General features: G+C 37.5%; 24 protein-coding genes. 3 read left to right on the top strand and 21 right to left on the bottom strand.

The annotated features are described in order from the left end of the window. Positions 1-160: 160 nt before the first annotated feature. The 3 genes from Q0976_RS15120 to Q0976_RS15110 form a co-directional block, all read right to left on the bottom strand. Positions 161-1,831, bottom strand: coding sequence for a hypothetical protein (locus Q0976_RS15120; protein WP_299494691.1), 1,671 nt, complete (start codon positions 1,829-1,831; stop codon positions 161-163). A 29-nt stretch (positions 1,832-1,860) separates the two neighbouring features. Beyond that, on the bottom strand, positions 1,861-2,613 hold the full coding sequence (locus Q0976_RS15115) for a GH25 family lysozyme (RefSeq protein ID WP_299494690.1): 753 nt from the start codon (positions 2,611-2,613) through the stop codon (positions 1,861-1,863). A gap of 141 nt (positions 2,614-2,754) precedes the next feature. Beyond that, a complete protein-coding gene (locus tag Q0976_RS15110) occupies positions 2,755-3,267 on the bottom strand; it encodes a GNAT family N-acetyltransferase (protein WP_299494689.1) in 513 nt (170 codons plus the stop codon). A 339-nt stretch (positions 3,268-3,606) separates the two neighbouring features. Here Q0976_RS15110 and Q0976_RS15105 point away from each other — a divergent pair, with 339 nt between their 5' ends. The 3 genes from Q0976_RS15105 (at position 3,607) to Q0976_RS15095 (ending at position 5,080) form a co-directional block, all read left to right on the top strand. Continuing rightward, positions 3,607-4,284, top strand: a complete 678-nt coding sequence (locus Q0976_RS15105; protein WP_299494688.1) for a hypothetical protein — start codon at positions 3,607-3,609, stop codon at positions 4,282-4,284. Between the two features lie 51 nt (positions 4,285-4,335). Next, the gene (locus Q0976_RS15100; protein WP_299494687.1) at positions 4,336-4,788 is read left to right on the top strand and encodes a hypothetical protein; all 453 of its coding nucleotides are present in this window, start codon (positions 4,336-4,338) and stop codon (positions 4,786-4,788) included. Positions 4,789-4,876: 88 nt separating this feature from the next. Then, positions 4,877-5,080 carry a hypothetical protein gene (locus Q0976_RS15095; RefSeq protein WP_299494686.1) on the top strand — a complete coding sequence of 68 codons (204 nt, stop codon included), beginning with the start codon at positions 4,877-4,879 and terminating at the stop codon, positions 5,078-5,080. A 148-nt stretch (positions 5,081-5,228) separates the two neighbouring features. On the opposite strand, the gene Q0976_RS15090 is transcribed toward Q0976_RS15095, so the two are convergent. From Q0976_RS15090 to Q0976_RS15005, 18 genes are all read right to left on the bottom strand, one after another. Continuing rightward, a complete protein-coding gene (locus Q0976_RS15090; RefSeq protein ID WP_299494685.1) occupies positions 5,229-6,086 on the bottom strand; it encodes a hypothetical protein in 858 nt (285 codons plus the stop codon). 57 nt (positions 6,087-6,143) lie between these two features. Beyond that, entirely contained in the window at positions 6,144-7,205 is a 1,062-nt protein-coding gene (locus tag Q0976_RS15085) for a hypothetical protein (RefSeq protein ID WP_299494684.1), read from the bottom strand. A 129-nt stretch (positions 7,206-7,334) separates the two neighbouring features. Next, entirely contained in the window at positions 7,335-8,756 is a 1,422-nt protein-coding gene (locus Q0976_RS15080; RefSeq protein WP_299494683.1) for an ATP-binding protein, read from the bottom strand. 361 nt (positions 8,757-9,117) lie between these two features. Further along, positions 9,118-9,771, bottom strand: a complete 654-nt coding sequence (locus Q0976_RS15075; protein ID WP_299494682.1) for a hypothetical protein — start codon at positions 9,769-9,771, stop codon at positions 9,118-9,120. Positions 9,772-9,807: 36 nt separating this feature from the next. Then, the gene (locus Q0976_RS15070) at positions 9,808-10,878 is read right to left on the bottom strand and encodes a lipase family protein (protein ID WP_299494681.1); all 1,071 of its coding nucleotides are present in this window, start codon (positions 10,876-10,878) and stop codon (positions 9,808-9,810) included. An 11-nt stretch (positions 10,879-10,889) separates the two neighbouring features. Beyond that, positions 10,890-11,615, bottom strand: coding sequence for a hypothetical protein (locus Q0976_RS15065; protein WP_299494680.1), 726 nt, complete (start codon positions 11,613-11,615; stop codon positions 10,890-10,892). A gap of 608 nt (positions 11,616-12,223) precedes the next feature. Then, positions 12,224-13,126, bottom strand: a complete 903-nt coding sequence (locus Q0976_RS15060; RefSeq protein WP_299494679.1) for a hypothetical protein — start codon at positions 13,124-13,126, stop codon at positions 12,224-12,226. A gap of 317 nt (positions 13,127-13,443) precedes the next feature. Continuing rightward, positions 13,444-13,836, bottom strand: a complete 393-nt coding sequence (locus Q0976_RS15055; protein WP_299494678.1) for a hypothetical protein — start codon at positions 13,834-13,836, stop codon at positions 13,444-13,446. Positions 13,837-13,934: 98 nt separating this feature from the next. Then, positions 13,935-14,366, bottom strand: coding sequence for a DUF4157 domain-containing protein (locus tag Q0976_RS15050; protein ID WP_299494677.1), 432 nt, complete (start codon positions 14,364-14,366; stop codon positions 13,935-13,937). Positions 14,367-14,540: 174 nt separating this feature from the next. Then, positions 14,541-14,960 carry a hypothetical protein gene (locus Q0976_RS15045; protein ID WP_299494676.1) on the bottom strand — a complete coding sequence of 140 codons (420 nt, stop codon included), beginning with the start codon at positions 14,958-14,960 and terminating at the stop codon, positions 14,541-14,543. 122 nt (positions 14,961-15,082) lie between these two features. Further along, positions 15,083-15,322, bottom strand: a complete 240-nt coding sequence (locus Q0976_RS15040; protein WP_298769900.1) for a RebB family R body protein — start codon at positions 15,320-15,322, stop codon at positions 15,083-15,085. 69 nt (positions 15,323-15,391) lie between these two features. Beyond that, positions 15,392-15,631, bottom strand: a complete 240-nt coding sequence (locus tag Q0976_RS15035) for a RebB family R body protein (RefSeq protein ID WP_298769898.1) — start codon at positions 15,629-15,631, stop codon at positions 15,392-15,394. Positions 15,632-15,701: 70 nt separating this feature from the next. Beyond that, a complete protein-coding gene (locus tag Q0976_RS15030; protein ID WP_298769896.1) occupies positions 15,702-15,941 on the bottom strand; it encodes a RebB family R body protein in 240 nt (79 codons plus the stop codon). Positions 15,942-16,339: 398 nt separating this feature from the next. Next, positions 16,340-16,627 (bottom strand): hypothetical protein, encoded by a 288-nt coding sequence (locus Q0976_RS15025; RefSeq protein ID WP_299494675.1) that lies wholly within the window; start codon positions 16,625-16,627, stop codon positions 16,340-16,342. After that, on the bottom strand, positions 16,620-16,988 hold the full coding sequence (locus tag Q0976_RS15020) for a hypothetical protein (protein WP_299494674.1): 369 nt from the start codon (positions 16,986-16,988) through the stop codon (positions 16,620-16,622). Before Q0976_RS15020 ends, Q0976_RS15025 begins: the two co-directional genes overlap by 8 nt. A 4-nt stretch (positions 16,989-16,992) precedes the next feature. Then, positions 16,993-17,319 (bottom strand): hypothetical protein, encoded by a 327-nt coding sequence (locus Q0976_RS15015; protein WP_299494673.1) that lies wholly within the window; start codon positions 17,317-17,319, stop codon positions 16,993-16,995. A gap of 2 nt (positions 17,320-17,321) precedes the next feature. Beyond that, positions 17,322-17,831, bottom strand: coding sequence for a hypothetical protein (locus tag Q0976_RS15010; protein ID WP_299494672.1), 510 nt, complete (start codon positions 17,829-17,831; stop codon positions 17,322-17,324). 14 nt (positions 17,832-17,845) lie between these two features. Then, the gene (locus tag Q0976_RS15005; protein WP_299494671.1) at positions 17,846-18,802 is read right to left on the bottom strand and encodes a sigma-54 dependent transcriptional regulator; all 957 of its coding nucleotides are present in this window, start codon (positions 18,800-18,802) and stop codon (positions 17,846-17,848) included. Positions 18,803-18,888 lie beyond the last annotated feature (86 nt).

The following is an 18,888-nucleotide window of genomic DNA, read 5'->3' as shown; positions in this document are numbered from 1 at the left end:
ATAACTCCTTGTTAGTTCGTTAATACCTATTTGATTAAGATCACTTCAAAAGAGAAAAAGGAAATTAATGGATCTAAGTTTATCGTGATAAAAAAGATAAAACCAGTTTCAGATCATATAGCTAAATCAAAATACCGATTATCAACATCAGTAAAATGCATCACTCAGAGACCTTGCTAGATTGCATTAATACTGTTTGTAATGAAAACAGCGCCTCATAAAATGCGCTTACCTTATTGAATTCAGAGTGCAACTTGGATTTTTGTTGCAAGGGAGAAGCTGGGCTCAAGTTGACAGCCATTAATGAAGGAGCACTTTTTTTAAGCTGATTGTCTAAATACAATTGCAATATTTCATCATTCAACTGACTCAAGGTTTGCTTGACTCTGACAAGTTGTTCACGCGCTTTAATTTGTTTGCCACTCATTGATGAGTTAAGGCATCTCGATTTGTCTTCAAAAGGCGTTTCCGCTTGATTTTGATTATTTCTCTGAGTGTCACTGTGCCAACCTAAGGAATCAACTTGTTTTTCTAACACCGCAATAAAGCCATCCAAATAAGTACGATCAATGTGATCCATATGCAGACTCTCTGGCCCTGTTTTATTTCTGTCTATTTGATAATTCACACCAAAATTTTTAGCCATGTCCATCACTTCATGTAACGAGTGAAAAGCATAAGCACAGCCTGAGTGATATTCCACCCTAAAAAATGCCATTAAAGCTTGAGACAGAGCCGTCAATTCTTCTCTCTTTCCGCCTGCCCAGCGAGCCAATTTAAGCATTTTCACCACAGAAGTCGACTGCCCAGCCCATAAAAACAATTGCTGTTTTCGAGCAAATAAACTCGATAAGGCCAATTCATTTCGGCAAACATTATTTTGCCCCACTCCTCTTACTTGCTGACTTTGTTGCACACTCATATCAAAAAAACACGCTTGCACTTCTCCCTGCTCTGCCCACCCTATACTCACACTGCAATCTGCTTTTAAATCGATATCAAGCAAATCTTGACCAGCAGTTTGAGGAGCCCCTATTTGCTGGGCGCCGAAATAGCCAGCTAAATCAAGAATAAGAGCGACTTTTTTTTCAAGTGGATACCCTTGAGGTTCGTTGAGAATATTCATGGGAGCATCTTGGGTAAGCGAAGGAGAAATAAAGCTAATATTCAATCCCTGCGGCTCCCTTTCTTGCCTTAAGCATTGCTGATATCGATCGAAGGGTTTAGCCAATTGCAGTTGACCGTCTTGATCCATACGTAACAAGGTATAACCGCTTAACAACTCCATGGTCACATCATAAAAAACGGAACCTTTATCTTGTAACGCTTGAATAATTTTTTCATGGATCTGATGAATTAAGCTATTGATTAACACATCAGTGTATGGATTATCATAAACCGCTAGCGCAAGATTTTTTTCGTATGCTCGACACGGCGCACTTTGTACCCACGCATCTAAAGCGATAGCAGCTTCATGCCAAAACAGATATTCACGCTGCAGGTAATCTCGCCCCGTTTGAGGAGCCATATACTGATAGTTAGGTTTATCTTTTCCAATATAAGACTCACAGTCTAACCATCGACTTAATGGCTTTTTATAAGCAATAGGCAAGGCCATGAAGTTACTAAGAACTTGTTTTAAAACGTGATATAAAAGTTTGTCAGTGAGTGCTTCGTTTTGTTGCTTTTTTTCCATTGCAGTTAACTGGTGTTTAACCTCAATAAGCATTTCACTGAACACTTCATTGACTAACTCCGTTAAGGTTTTCTGAGATGAAACCGCATTATTCACTGCGGTACAGGTATATTTTTCTCCCGCAATGACTAACATCTCTTTTTCTCCTTATCATCCATACCTGATTATTGATGTGAATCTTTAATGAATTTTAACAAAGCAGGAAAAGTACCATTAAAGTGATTTAAATCCACAGGCGCATTCACCCCATTAATTCGGCCATTTTGTGAGTGCTGCCATAGACACCAGGTTTTTTGGCATATCCCCTCATCTACCCAAAGGGCCGGAAGCTGAATTAATTTGGCTTGATAAGCGGCAACCCATAACGGAAATCGACTAAAACGAGGATCATTTAAATATCGCTGGGCAAAAAACAAATCGGTATAAATAATCGGTCGTCGTTGAGTTTGTTTTTCAACAAACTCGAGCCAAACTAAACTCCGTTCGCGCAATGCCACTTCACTCATATTATCGGTAATTTCAATATCCAATATAGGAGGGAGATCTGTTGGCATAAATTGCTTAACCACCGACAAATATTTCATCGCTTGTTTTTGCGGATCGTCGGCTGCATAAAAAAAATGATATGCGCCACGAATGATTTTATTTTGCCTCATCCCATGCCAATTAACATAAAACTGAGGATCGACATAGGTTTCACCTCCCGTTGCTTTTGCTATAGCAAAAGGAAACTGACTAACATCTATCCTTGGCCAATGAATTTGTCCTTGGTAATGGGATACATCAAATCCTTGCACAAAATGTTCATCTGAAGATAAAGGTTTAATATACAATTCGACAAGATACCAGACAAATATAATACCAAAAATAAAAAAGAGCCTTTTCTTCCAACCGACCTTATTTATTTTATTACTCATAACCACACTTATTAACATTAAATGATAGCGTTCATTGAGCAGAATATATGCCAAACCAATAAAATGGAATTTATTGACCAGTAAAAGTTCACTGTTGGAGTAAAATATCTTATAATGGAATATATCAAATAATACACTTCATTATATTAAAGTTAATGTAAAATCAATTAACCCTGAAAACCCCTCTATATCAACATTAGGATCCAGACATTCAAACCCTAATTTCATTAGTACTTTTTGAGAAGCTATATTATCAGGATAAACCTGTGCTAAATAATGCTTTACCCCTTCATTTTCTAATACATTCATCAATAATGTTAAAGCATGAGTCGCAAAGCCCATACCTTGATACTCTTCACCAATCCAATAACTTAATATTGCTGTCATAGGCTGTTGTTTACCGCCAACCAACCCAAAAGCCACCCCACCTATAACACCTAACACACTGTTTTCAATAAAAAAACGCCACTTCTGCAGCGAATAACTCCCTTTGATAAAACACGCCATCTCCTCAACTGTTTCGATAGGTTCAATTGCTAATCGCTGACAAATATTATTTGTCATCATGGGCAACATAGCCTCTGCAATATTAGGATCAGCAGGAATTAAGTTAACCTCTGTTAAGCTTTTTTTTTCTATTGAAGAAGTATACATATGACAACTCAATTATTTGTTATTAATCCATGTAATTAATAGCATTAAGTTTGCCAACCTCATTATATGGTCAAAACCATCCATTGATATTGACAAATAGGTTAATATCAGCCATATATACTCAGTTAGCGATAAGTTTAATATTCAATATATTAATAAAACAGAAAAAACAACATCAGGATGATAATAAAAACATCAAAATCCAGTTCAATATAAAAAAAACGCCTATTTTCAACCAAAATATATTTATTAACGGACAGAAACATCCAAATAATTAATATGGCCTACTTATTGAGTTATTTTTAAATCATCGTAGTATATTTAACTTAATAGGAATAAATGATGGTAATACCAGAATATTTACCTTTACTCTCAAAAATAAAACAGCTTTTTATCCATGAAGAATATATGCCCTCAGATAAAAAAAAACTCATTCTTTGGGCAAATAAGCTTGCTATATTACAATTACAACAAAATACGCAATCCCTCTCTCAAGCTCTCGTTGAGTCGCTTATAAAAGAAGCGGCAGAGGTCATGACAATAATCATCTCACTCAATACACAATTTGATCGCACAAATAATCCAAATAAACAAAATTTAACTGAATTTCATCAGATAGTTGAAGATTTTTACCAACAACTGAGTCAACTGACGCAGATTTACACTGAAACTCAACGGCAAGCGTTATGGGTTAAAAGCCAACAGACAAAACAAACAAATAATGATCAGTCACCTTCATTATTGGACACAAAAGAGAAGCAAAAAGACATACCCGAACAAGATAATAATGACTTCCAAGAGACGAGGAAAGGCATACAATCCCCCCCTCCTGAACTTAACGCAGCATCAACTCCTTGGGATGAAAACAGCACGATGACGCCTCCACTTTCTTCTTTAAATAAAAGTCGCAATCAATCTTTGCCAAATACGCATCGCGCCCATCATTCTCAATCAGAACCTTATCAGAAAAAAGAGTCCTTTTTTTTGAAACAGATTTTCGATGACAAAGAAGTTTAGAGACAAAAGCCATGTTCATTTACACATCAATCTATAAAAGGAGTCACAACAATGTCTGATCAGTACCTCAAAGGGGCTTGGTTTCTTAATTTAAATACATTACTCACTCGGATTATGGCCAATAACGCATTGGATGAACCATATCAAAAAGATTTACTTCTCTTTGAACAACAAATGAAATCATTTCTCATTCAAGTTAATGAATATTATCTCTACCCTAAAACAGCCACTCACGATAAAAAACAACAAGCTGTCGATTTTAGCCAGCAGTACTCCAGTTTATTATTTGGGTTAAGTCAACTCTATATGGGGTGTCTCGATCCTGAAAGTGCTAGAGGACGCTTTGATTACGGTAAAGAAAGAGTCAAACGCAAAAAACACCAACAAGATGTCATCGAACTTTACTATTTTATTCAAAAATTTTACATCCAACTCGTTAAACAACATCCTTATCTTCCCATACCCAATCCTAACATTACGCCGATTTATCCCGTAAAAAATTAAGGATAATAACGCAAATAAGGCACGTTTGTGCGGGATCCCAAAGATAACGCACATTTATATTAAAACAGCATGAACTACTGAGGTAAATATGACGAACACTGACAATATTTTTGATTGGTACTGGCAGCCCAGCCAACAACTGGACACGGCCCAAATACTCAAAAGCACACAAGACAGCATCGCACTGGATAAATTAAAACAAACTACGCAAAATCAGTGTGATAAAATAAAAAACCAACACCATATTCATGCTATGGAAATGCAACAGATACTCGATAAAATGATGAAGTAATCAAAAAAAGAAAAGGGAATGGACATTAAAAGAGGAGAGGAAATGAAAGATAAGGTTATTCATCATACTATTACAACAGCCCTATCATAACCGTTGAAAGTATTTAAATAACCTTATTATTTTGCAGACGGGTGAATAACAATAAAAGTTAATATCGAGGTAAAAAACGCTCAAATGATTCTAATAAAAAAGGATATTCATCCGTAACATCCACTGCAGAATACCAATATTGCGTCCCTCCTTGGCTAGATTGATATTCAAAAATAACTTTAATGACATGCCTATCACCACTTTGCAAAGGCACTACTTGAATGTTCATCAATCTCGCATTAGGAGAAGCTTGTCCTCCACTGCTCTCTCCATAAAGCAGTTCATAGCTCCTCGAATAAATCGCTAAATTTTGATACAAAATATAATTCAGTGCTCGGTCTTGATCGTTATCGCCACTGTTAGTGCTTAATGATAAGATCTCAGCCACAATGAGTTTCAACTTATCCACATCAATATTAGGTAGGGTTGCTTTAATTGATTTAATAATAGAAGAAGGACTGACTTTCGTTAACCTCCTTACATCCACTACTGGCAAGTCACCATTGAGATTTGTTTGGCTATAACCCACCAGTACCATAGGTTTAGCAAGCTTATTTTTTTTGGGTTTAATAGCCTCAATCATTGTGGGTAATTGTGACTCCGTTGGGGTTAAATTATAAATGTCATGTCCGTAGCTATTGGTAAAACGCCAGGTCATCAGGCGAGCAATATAATGATATTCTGCTTTCGACACCAGATCATAGAGTTGCTGATTAAAGCCATCTTGTATTGTTTCGGTACCTGACTTTGATTGCACTGGTAAAAATTGTCGCTTTTCACCTTCATCACTGATGCAATGACAACAACGTTCAAATTCTTTTTGTAATCCTTTGGTGGGAAAATCTGCTTTTATATATCCATTAATATATAAATAGGTGAGTTGATTATCATCACTATTGGGTGTTATTTCATTCATCTTTTACTCACTCTTCATTGATTTAAATAGTCATAAATTGATTGAATCGTTGCTCCCTTAGTTAGAAGGCACATAATCCATTAAATTAGAATGAAGGAAAGGATAGAGGTCAGTGACATCAACACTGGTGTAATAAGTACTTTTTCGCCCACTCACATTACGTTGGTAAGTCAAAATAACATCGATAATCCTTCTACCAGGAGAGGTATTCGACGGCTTTGTTTCTAAATTCTCTAAAAACTGATCACTGTCTTTATCATCGGTAGCATTATTGTCTTTTTTCGGTTCTAATCCAGCGGTTTTCGCATAAATAGTGGCATAACGATAAGCCAAAAAGTTCTTTGCGCGCTCACTGTCTGACTCACCCACATTAGGTTTGGGTACTAAGGCCGTTAACACATCTCGTATAGCCGTTGTCGTGGTGTTATGTACACTGAGTTCTGACATTAATTCTGCTGTCGTAAAATGATACAAATGATAACACCTTACCATGTGCAAAGGTTGACCATTACTTAATGCATCCGGTGCAACGGGTCCTAACTCACCTATTGCAACCGATAACACTTCATCAGCCACATTGTGCTTTTCAGTCACTTCAAGGGTATTAATAAACGCATTCAACTCATCATGACTATTAGGTAATAACACATAAGCATCTTGATTATCTATGCTTAAAATCCAGCTAACTTGCTCGGCAAGATAGCGATATGGCTGGTTATCATTCTCATCTTTATAAGTAAACAATGTATAAAAGTCATTCGGTTTTAAATTTAATAATTTAGTTGCTGCTTCACTTTCTTTTTCTAATCCCAAATTGGTAAAATGAGGCTTTAATCGGCCCGAAGCATAAATAAATTTAGGCTCTGTATGGCTTGTTAAAGCTGGCGTTCTTTGTACTGTAGCATCACTCACTCCTTGTGCTTGAATAGGCAAATTTACTTCACCTCCTTCTTGTTTATGCTCACCTTCTAGTCTATCAACGGCTAGCAATGTTTTTTCAGTTAACGGCAAGGTAGAGTGAGGCACTTCTATTCCGGCTCCCTCTAAGCCAGCAATATTCGACTGGACTGCTGACTCAACTGGCGTCACTGTAGATAAGCTTGTTTGTTGCTGTTGCATATATTTTCTTCCTTAGTCATCAATGAAATATGTGTTGAAAGTATTTTATTAGGGGCTGGTGCTCTTTAATAAATAGATGTTCGCAATCAAAACCTGTTAAACAACATAAAAAAGTGAAGATCACAGCCTTTAACCAAACAGATCGAGGCGGGGCTTTCCTGCAAAATCATTAATGCTGTCTCCACGTATTGTTTGTCGACGAACCCCTTCTAAAAGATCGGCATGCATAATTTCACTGCTCCCTCTTCTCAATGCTTGTAAAGAGGCGTAACGGATAGCATTCATGATCTCAGCACCAGAAAGGGGATATTCACTGGCAATCAGCTCTAATTTGATAGTCGATTCCAGTGTTGATTGACTTGAAAAACCTTGACGCCATAAACATAAACGTTCATCCACACTTGGCAGAGGAAAGTAAATCACCGACTCGAAACGCCTAAAAAAAGCGTCATCTAAATTATCTTTAAAATTGGTGGCTAATAGACTTAACCCAGAAAAGCATTCAATTCGTTGTAATAAATAAGCCACATTTTGATTAGCAAATTGATCATTGGCCCCTGAAGCCTGTGTGCGCTTTCCAAATAACGCATCCGCTTCATCAAAAAACAAAATCCAATTTTTATTTTCTGCGAGAGTAAAAATATGTTCTAAATTCTTTTCAGTTTCACCTATGTATTTGGAAATAATTTTAGAAAGATCTATTCGATAAACGGGATAGGATATTGATTTTCCTAAGACACAAGCCGTCATCGTCTTGCCTGTTCCTGGTGGTCCATAAAACAACGCTCTAAACCCAGGCCTTAGTTTATTCATCAATCCCCAGTCATCCAATAAGGTTTTTCCTTGTTGAGCCCAAAACTGAATATCTTTCAAAGGCTCCACGACACTGCTGGGTAACACTAAATCTTGCCAACTCAATGCGCTTTCCATCTTAGTGGCACAAAAACCAGTCAATAATTCTGGACGATAAACTTGTGAAGTTATTAATGACTGTATATAGCTAGGCTGCACTCTGATAGGCGACTTCATTAATAAAGGATCAATTTCTGTGGCAGTCAGACTTAATATCCCTAGCAGTCCACGGGTACCCTTTGCCTGTAATATTGATTGCACTTGAATACGGTAACGTAAACTATCCCCACCTAATAAAAAACTGACAGTTTCCCCTGTGGCATACCAAGTTCCGTTGTCTTCAACACAAGCAAATTCAGTAAACGGTCGCAAAGTCAGTTCATTTTGGCAGGTTAATACGTCCAATATTTTAGGTTTTAATACAGGAACTAGAGCCAATATAAGTATTAACCTTGCTTCAAAATCAAGGCCATGTTTCATTACCCATTGAGCAAAGTTTGATAGCGAACACTGCAGATCGGGTTTGGTTATGTCAAACACCGATGAATAATTCACTTCTTGTTTAAAATATATTTTCAAACGCGTGTCTATAATTTCCTCACACCACGCCATTTCTTTTTCTAAATCTTGAATATTCAATTTATTTAAAGACAAATTGTCATTCACCTGATCCAACTCAAGGACATTATTGTTCAGCATAAGACGCCAATATTAATTAACCAAAAACCACTTTTAACAGAGCAATGACAATGCCAAATAGTACTAAGGGTATTTTTCATCCATAAGAAACAAAATACCGCCCATAACTAACCATGAATGACGTATTTTATTCTGATAAAAAGTTGAGTTTAAAATAAACATTTATATTGATATTATGCACTGGAGAAAAGCATCCATAAAAATAAAACAATAGGTCATTTTTATCTCGCAGACATATATCCATTAATTCGGAAAGATATGTATTAACCAAGAAATATCTTGAGTGACATTCTTCACTTCGATCATAATTAATAATAACCAAATCAAAATAACAAAAAAAATAAAATCAATTCTCATACACTTAGCCTGGCAACCTTAATTGAGCAATGAGCTCTTTTGCCCTATTACGATCCGTTTTAGCCCAATCTGAAACCTCTAGTTCTATTGCTGCAAAATGAGCTGCTCCTTCTGCTAACGCTGCTAATAAGTCTCGAGTCCGTAATACTTTATTCACCCCAATATCAAAAGCCATATTGATCAATACCGCTTGATGATGAAAAGGCAAGCTTGAAAAAGGTGACCAAGCCATACTTAATTCAAAATCAATCCGCTTTATGTCATTATCAAGTAAATAATGCGCTTCTTGTTGGGTGATCCCATTGTCAAACAAATGCACCCCAATATGATGATCTGATATTAGTGCGGCTAAAGATAGCGCTAAATCACCCTCCACTAATTGACACTTGGGGGATGATAGCTTTCCTTCTACATCAAGTAGGGAGTTAGCTCTTCTGACATCTCGACTGATTAAATAACTGGCCTCTTTTTCACTGACGCCATCACGAGATAAATTACGCCCAACACCAATAAAAAATTGATTATTTCGCGGTAAATAAAGACCACACATCAAGCCTTCATGATGAATAAGCTGGCGTCTTAAGCTGTCCTGATTAAATGAAATCGACTCTTTTAGTGGAGGAACTAATTCGATACATGTTTTATATTGATTATTCATAGATTGGCTCGTTTATAGGATTTGGCTATCAATAAATTATTTCTGATCGACACTCGCCCGTTTATGGGCAATTATCATCAATTTCTTACGATAAATCCGAATAGAATGATCTGCTAATGGCTTTTTCCAGCTAACATTTTTAATAATAAACCCTTTAATACGTCTAAAAAAGCTCACAGACACAAGCAACTGAACACCTTGATAATCACCATTATCACAATGTGTCATGTAACGCATATCCCCTCCGTGATAATACCCCCCAAATTTCTTTTGTAACGTCAATCGTAATGATTCCCCAAATTTAGGCATAAAGCGTAATAACCAACTCAATGTTGTAATTGTATCCGCCCCAGGGGGCATCATAGTGACACAGTCAGCTGCGTTCACGAGTCGATAAATTGGTGTTTTAATTGACATTACCCAAGTTTCATCACCCACACGCGGAGAGCCGAAAGTATAACAAGCAGCAATACCTCCTTCATGAATAAGTCTTTTAGCTGCAATCGTCGCCAGAGCGCCGCCTAAACTGTGACCGGTGATCAATAATGGTTTTTGTTTTTGGCCAATCTTATTCAATGCAAGCGTTAACGACTGTTCCACCTTTTCATAAGCCTGATTAAAGCCTACATGCACCCGACCTCCCGACGAACATTGGGTCGTTACAGCTTTCGCATCGGTTTTAATATCCTCTAAACTATCAGACTCAGTCCCCCGAAATGAGAGTATTAAAAATTGTGGACAACTCACTAAAATGGCTTGGGTTCCACCTTCATCAAATGTTTCAACAAGCTTCATTCGTAACCGTTCTAACTCACTTATTAGCAGTTTTCTCTCCGCTAAATGATCATAACCTAAGCTTTGGATCATCTGCAGTAAAGATGACTGTGACTGCTCGCCCATTAACTCACCCACTTGAGCTACTAACTGTATTTTAGCGGCATCATCTCCGATCAAAGGATTAAAACGCACATATGCTAGTTCCGATAGACATGCCATTAACCAAGCGGTTCTATCACTGTATGCTTGCCGATAAGTTGGTACTTTTCTATTTAATAGTGTTTCAACTTGTTGTTCATCCGTCGAAGTTTGAATAATTCCAGTTTTCAATGAATGGCTCCTTATTTTTGCTGGTGATGACTGCCCTTTTCGGCGTTTAATGCCCTAACGAGTGCCATGCCTTGTTTGGTTAACTGCGCTTGTTTAAAATCATCTGGCGAGCTAGCAATGTAATCAGCTGTAGCCAGTTTTTTATAAGAGGTAATCGCTCTTTCATCGGTGTAGCCTTGATTTTTCATTACCGAAAAAAATGCCTTCTCGGTTAATTTTCCATGACTGGAAAACGATTGAATGACAGCTTTATCCACCTCATCAAGCCCCGATAAATCGGTTTTAACTTGTAATTCTGTACGGTAAGACTCCAAGCTGTGAATCACTTCTTCTGAATCCTTCCTGCTTTTCAATAATGTGTTTAATTTATCTGTTAATTTAACTTCCACTTGATTTACTGATGCCATCGTCGGTGCTTCAAATTGGCGGCTATCTCGAATATTAGTTAACGGCTCTCCTTGAATACTGGCCGCCACTTCTAATAAAGACTCTTCATCCACCACCAGCGTCGACAAAATCATTAACACTAGCAAAGTTAATATATTCTTAGGTGCATTAATCAGCAGGAGTATCATGGATAATGCGCCAAATAAGGTCCATAATTGGTTTAATTGCCAACCCGCAATAATAAAGACTATGTTTAATATGCTTAAAGTAATTAAAATAATCGATAATCCAACACTAAGGAAATAGGTGCGTTTCTCTGTTAATAGTTCAATATGGTTACGTATATTCATAATAAAAAATTCTTAATTTAAATAAGTTATGGGGGGCAGCAATACTGAAATAGATAAGAAAAATAAATACCCACCTTGATTTATTAATAGCATATTTAAAAAGTGAATATCAAAATAAGTAAGCAGCACCCCATAAACTAATCATCAAGACGTTTATTCATCATAAGCTAGATTATTTTCATCAATATTATTGTATAACCGACAATACAGGAAGTTATTTATAATGAAAAGAGATAAGCTTTATTCCTATGAAAATAGCCTGTACTATTTAATATATTGATTATCTATATCAAATAATCAATATATTGTATTTACTCAAAATGCCATACAGGGATCCCTTACTTCTCTGATACTGCTTGAGCTTGTTCACCGCTAACTACAAAGTTAAAAACAAGTAATGTGAGATACCCAAGTAATTTATCTATTGAAACCAATTGAATGACTCACATCACGTCCCCCTTTATTTTCGCTATTGAGTGCCTAGCAATTGATGATTTATAAGTCTTTGCCCATAAGAAGTAAACCTAGCAACTTAGTGTAGCCCCCGCTGTTAAAAACTTTAAACTCAATAAACTAGTAAAAACCACAGATTAACAATACCGTTTCGCTTATGCATTAATTTGAGCGGCCATATTGGCATGATTACGCAATTTACTCATGATGCTATTACCAATTTGCTCCGTTTGCACCGCATGATAAAGCACATTAATCATATTTTGAGTAAAATTAACAGGCGCAGTGTACTGCCCTCGAGAAGGGTGACTGGCTGCCACATTTGGGCCATTTGCCCAAAGCTCATACACATACTCACCTACTCGTGGTGGATTATGCCAACCATTATTTATCATAAATAGCCTTGTTGCAACCATGCCTTCTCCTCGTTTGCTACTGCTAGGTTTAGCCGTATTGGCATTATTATGAGTATACACTTCCACAGGATTAACATGAGACTCAACAGCAGGTCCGTAGGGATGATTAAGGCGTATACGGCCATTATTGCCTGTCGCAGCATCTTCAAAATAAATACTGCCAACAACACCATTACTGACTGAAACATATTGCAAATTCGCTAGGCTAAATAGCGCAGGCGCATTATTATTACGATACGTGGTCCAATAACCATTAATTGTGGCATTATCTAAAGGCGCTGTCCCATTTGCAACGGGATCATTTTGTAATCGAGTCGTTGCTATCCATCCAGCTTGCCCTCTGTATAACCCCCAACGATGATCTCTTGGGATTAATTTGACAGCAAAATTATTCACCCTATCATCCACAATATCAACTAGAGCCCCTTGCGGTACCGCAATGATTTCATTATGAGGTGATGCTGTTTGCCTCAGTCTGGTTACTTCTTTCGTTTGATAAAGCCCTCGAGCTCGCACTCTCTGTATGACTCCTAATAAATGAGTGTCTGATGCATAACAAACAAGTGGTGTATTTAATGTGTGGTGTAATAAACTTGGTGTCTTTTTTTGTATTGGTACTGGTTTTTTCTTTTGTGCATACATATTATAATCCTTCTTAAATTGGTCTTTAGCAATTGTTAGCAGACTATTTTTTACAACAAGGCTGAATCTTGCGTTTGAAATATTTCCAATATCCCACTTGGTCTGGCTTCTTTCATTACATAAGCAACCTAGATTTAGTACTGATTAACTAAAACTAGGAATGAATGCATGAACAATGAACAGATCGTTACAGGAGTCATAAAGCGCAATTCATAAAAAATTATTCATTGAAAAAAACACATTGAATTAAATAAAGGTAAGAAGATCATTTCTTTTTGGAATCGAGAAAACATCAGAGAAAAGTGAGTATTATTAGCTTACAATGTTAATTTTCTATGATGATAACTTTGTTTTTTGCACTGAAAAAAAGTCGTGGTCTCAAATGCATCACCATGCTTTCTATTTTCATTTTCAATCATGATATCCCCAATTGCATTAATGAATTGGTTACCAATGTCCACTTTATCAGGTGCACGATAGGTCGTTTTTTGCGATAAAACAACCTCATACTTGTCATCTTGTTGCTTACAAAACACACTGACGTCATGTGCTGCTTGTCGTAATACCGCCTTTTTATCATTCGCAAGGACAATGGATTGATACTTTCCACCCTCAAATGGAATCACAGTGCCATAGAGCGATTCATATGAAGACATGCACCCCATAGTAAACAAACAAAACAGTACGATTATAATAAATGTTATATTCATGAAAACTCACCTACTCTAAAGTCAATTAAGTGAAAAACAGTCACTGATGCACTAAAAAACATAAAAGTAATTTTTAAATCACATAGATAAAAATTACTTTATCCGATCACCGCTCTTTTTAATGCTTGCTCACCTAATAAGGTCGCATGTTGTTCAAGACGTTCATCATCATTAATATCAAAGCCATTGAGTGTTCGTGTGGGTTTAACCATACCTTTCAGTTGCTGTACAACATGACCTAATTCATGGGGTAAATGGTGTTCTTGTCCTGGCGCAAGGTAAATATCAAGTCCTTGAGCATAGGCATGGGCTTGAACTGTTGCGGGTTTGGGTGAGTTATAATGCACACGTACGCGCTGTAGGTTTTCCCCAGTAATGGCCTCCATAGCCGCTTTTAATTCAACGGGAAGATTACCAAAATAGCGATCACGCACTAAAGCATGTGTTGGCCAAGTGCCCTGCCTTGCTTTAACCCATGATTGGTTGGGCCAATGCCAAGCAGTAAACAATGCTTGTTGATGATAAAGCATGATGGTTTCCTATATTCACCTCAGTCATTAATGATTAATGCACTGAGTTTTAATTGGTTAGGTAAGAGCCCTTACCACTTTCTTACAGAGTCACAACACGTTAATGCGAGTGAATTAGCCTTGAATCGATGCACTGCATTTTTATTTTTAGCACTTAGATTTTAGCCAGAGCACTTAGCTTTTAGCTGGTGCACTGAGTGCCGGCGCTTCCGTTTGATCACCGCCCTTAGTGGTTTCATGTTTGATGCTGGCCTTATTCATGGCTTGTTTAACCGTCGTTTTAACTTGAAATAACCACCTAATAAGCTGATTGACATCATCAAGGCTTAATGTTGTATCCAAATATTGGTGACCCATTTCCATAAGCATTGATGGGCTATTTAAGGTCACGGTAAGATCCACTTCATTTTTCGCTTTATTGAAATTAAATGCCCATTGATCTCCACGGACATTATCCTCACAACCAGATTTAAAATGGCCGCTCACACCACTAAAAGCACCACTTTTTTGTAATACAGTATCATGAGCTTCTTGAGTCTTCCCCTCAGGTTTATCTGCACTTTGATTTGCTTTTTCACTGCCCGTTTCACTCATATATTTCTCCCTTATTCATTTTCTCTTATGCTGACTTCTCAACTTAATATTGATTGACCCTGCCTTAATTAAAAATATCCTCACCAAACCTAGTGAGGATAAGCATTACCTACACTCAGCCATTATTTATTTTGCGAAAATAACTTAGTGATCCCTAACGTATTTGCCGCCTGGCAAGTGACATTAGCTTGTTGTTGCGCATATACTGCATTCGCAGCCGCCATAGCAACAGAATTACCAATCGTTTGATATAAACTGCCCATTGCCATTGCTGGCGCTTCAGCCAACACTTTAGTATTGGTTGCTGATACTGCATCAATCACTGCACCGTTGACGACAGTCGGTTGAGTTGCTTCTGCCATGTTTTTTCTCCATTTTAAGTAATAATATTCATAAAAGTTAAATAATGTGGATGTTACTCCCCATTAAGATCACTTGTTGTCTGAAAACAACTTAGTGATCCCTAGCGTATTTGCCGCTTGGCAAGTCACATTGGCTTGTTGCTGGGCATAAACGGCATTCGCCGCTGCCATAGCCACTGAATTACCAATAGTTTGATACAAACTCCCCATTGCCATCGCAGGTGCTTCGGCTAATACTTTGGTGTTCGTTGCTGATACTGAATCAATGACTGCCCCATTCACTACAGTCGGTTGCTTTGCTTCTGCCATAATTGGTCTCCTTTGTTATGACGAGTTAACATAATCAATCGATAAGATTTAACGGCGGTTTATCAATTGATTATCCATTTTGAGAAAACATTTTTGTCACACCTAAAGTGCATGCCGCTTGGCAAGTTACATTGGCTTGTTGCTGAGCATAAACCGCATTTGCAGCCGCCATAGCGACTGAATTACCAATGGTTTGATACAAACTGCCCATGGCCATAGCGGGTGCTTCAGCCAATACCTTAGTATTTGTAGCGGATACAGCATCAATAATTGCACCGTTTACTGTGGTTGGTTGCTTTGCCTCTGCCATACATTTCTCCTTTTAGGGGGTTAAATTACACTGATAGATAGCTTCCTCATTTTAATATTCCACCTCAAGATAAAATATTGAGAAAACGTTAGATAACACTGAACAAACATCTTATTCAGTTTATTGCTGGACCATACCCCCAATATTTATAATAGGGAGATGGATTATCACAATTCGATTTAATCAATAAGCGAATAATTAAAAATAAAACTCATCTTTATTTTACAAACGCAAATAAAGTCGCTATTAAAATATAAATAAAGCCGCCACTCATATGCCAACAAATATTAAAATAGACTCAATAAACATTGCCAATGAGATAATTAAAATATAAACAATATTATTTTTTATTCGTTTTTATAAATAAATAAAATATTTTATTCACACATTATTATTGTTTATTTAGGCTTCAATTCTGACAACACACTGGCACCTGCTGTGCCCACATTGGCTAGATTCTCCACTGCAAAAGCTATATTTTGCGTGGCATTTTCAATGATTTCTTTATAGGCAACATTTGCAGGCTCTGCCAGCCATTTGGCTGACGCAACACCAATCACAGTTGTTTCTATAGTGCTAATATTACGCAACAAATCAGTGGCACTTTCGACAGCCGACGCAATGGACTGATTAATATTTGCCTGGATTAACTCCGTTGCATTTTCTTTTTCTTCTCCATCACTCATGGCTCACTTTGCCTTTTTTCATGGCCAGGGTAATTTGCTTTGACCGCACATCAATGTAATCACAAAATGAGGTAGGATCTTGATATCCATCAAACTCAAGTACCACTTTTGCCATTACCTCAATGTAAGCTTTGTCGTACTGTAAGGCTAAAATCGGTAAACTATCCGTTCCTTTTTTAGCGTGTAAAAAAGTGGACAATGCTGCCTGTATTTGACTCACCCCTTGTGCTGTTTTTTTCTCAACACTTCCCAAACTGGCAACCACTCCTTTACTCGTCTCCATAAATTCAGTAAATTTTTTCAGTTGATCCGTTTGGAAATCATCCGTTGTTGTCAACATTTTATCCAAATCAACTGTCATAGTATTACTTACTCATATTTTTAACGAAAGTAAACGACTCCATTTGTTCAAGCATGGCTTGCCTCATCTCATCAAATTGCTTACGCATGTTGTCAATATAATCGTGCTGACCTTCTACAAAGTTTCGCCGGTAGCTCTGCTTAAACACACGATCAGCTTGCGCGGCATCAAAGGCTTGATAATGGCTTCCTTGCTGAAAACGAAAAGAGTGATCCTCATGAAAATCTTCATCAAAATAAGGCTCGGCCTCAATTTCAGACACAAGATCGCAAATAAATTCCCCATGACTGTTTTTGGTGGCTTCAAATTCGTAATTCACTCGCCGTGTCATACTTACTCCTCTGTATTATCGATGAAAGGTATCGTGTCGCCAATGTTCTCCAATAAATCCGCTAACCCCATTTGATGCACCGCTTTAATTTTCTGCATACCCGCCAACGGCGGTAATAGTGGCCCTTTTAAACGTAAGCCATCTAAAGATGACAACGTATTTTTCTCCACTTTGGGGGCTGAAGTGACCATTACCGTCGACAGACTTGCCGCTTGCGCTTTAAGCTCTGTGAATAGCAGATTCAATTTTTCTTTTTCTTGTTGCTTTAATTTAACGATATGCTCACTGGCATCCATTCCCATTGCTTGTGCATTCAATTGGACAGCATCTTCGAACGGATCATTTTGGAACGACTCATTGACGTGGACATTAGAGATATCATCAAGAGGCATACTATCAATGACTTCGTTATTTAATATTTCTTCCGTTATTGACAATACTTGCTCATGAGGAAATGACGTTTGTGCCTGAGTATTCACTCCCCGCTTTTTCTCACTACTTTGTTTTGTCATGTAGCTCCCTTACACTAAAATGTGCCATTAATTTGATGCAAACGACGCTCAACCACTTTTCGATGCACACCTAACAATGAAGCCGCTTTCGTTTTATTGCCCTGGCTTTGATCCATCGCCTCTTGCACTAGCGCATCGTAAATCGCTTTTATTTTATTCTCTCTCGGTAATTCAATAATTTCTTTTGCCAGTTGCTTTAATATATGAGGATCCGTTTCGCAGGCAAGTAAATCTTGAATACACTGAGCCGATAAATAATCGTCATCGGCTAGAATAACCAATTTATCAATAGTATTTTTAAGCTGTCTAATATTGCCTGGCCATAATGCATATTTCAGTAATTCCATCGCACATTGACTAAAAATCATCTTTTTAGTTTGCCCCGCAAAATGTTCCACTAATAATGGTATATCTTCACGGCGCTGAGCCAGAGAAGGAATAGACAACTCAAACAAATTCAATCGATAATATAAATCTTCACGGAACATTTTATCTTTAACTCTCAATTCCATATTTTCATGGGAAGCGGAAATAATCCTCCCAGTAAATTGGCGTTTTTCAGCGCTGCCTATTCGACTAAAAGATTTGGTTTCCAGTACTCGCAATAATTTAGGCTGGTGTATCAGAGGCAACTCAGCTATTTCATCAAAAAATAACGTTCCTTGATGTGCTTGCGCAAAGAAACCATCATGACTTTTATCGGCGCCAGTGAACGCCCCTTTTTCATGGCCAAACAAAAGTGATTCAAATAAATGTTCCGGTATCGCACTGCAGTTCACAGCAATAACCTCTCCAGTGCGGCCACTCAATTGATGAATTGCATTCGCAAATAATTCTTTTCCCGTTCCCGTTTCCCCTTTTAATAAAACAGGATGATCTGTCACTGCAATTTTATCAATTTGTGCCGCCAATGCATGAATAGAAACTGCATTCCCAATAATGCCGGGTAAAACTGTTGTCGAGCACGTCATATTTCATCTACCTATCCTGGATGGGTTATCCAAATTGGATCCCCCTAATGTGTTTCAACCTTTTATTGACACAAGGTTTTGTGCAT

The organism is uncultured Shewanella sp., from assembly GCF_947501665.1.
Taxonomy (GTDB): Bacteria; Pseudomonadota; Gammaproteobacteria; order Enterobacterales; family Shewanellaceae; genus Shewanella.
The sequence above is the reverse complement of the archived record's forward strand: the minus strand, read 5'-3'. Positions and strand labels throughout refer to the sequence as shown.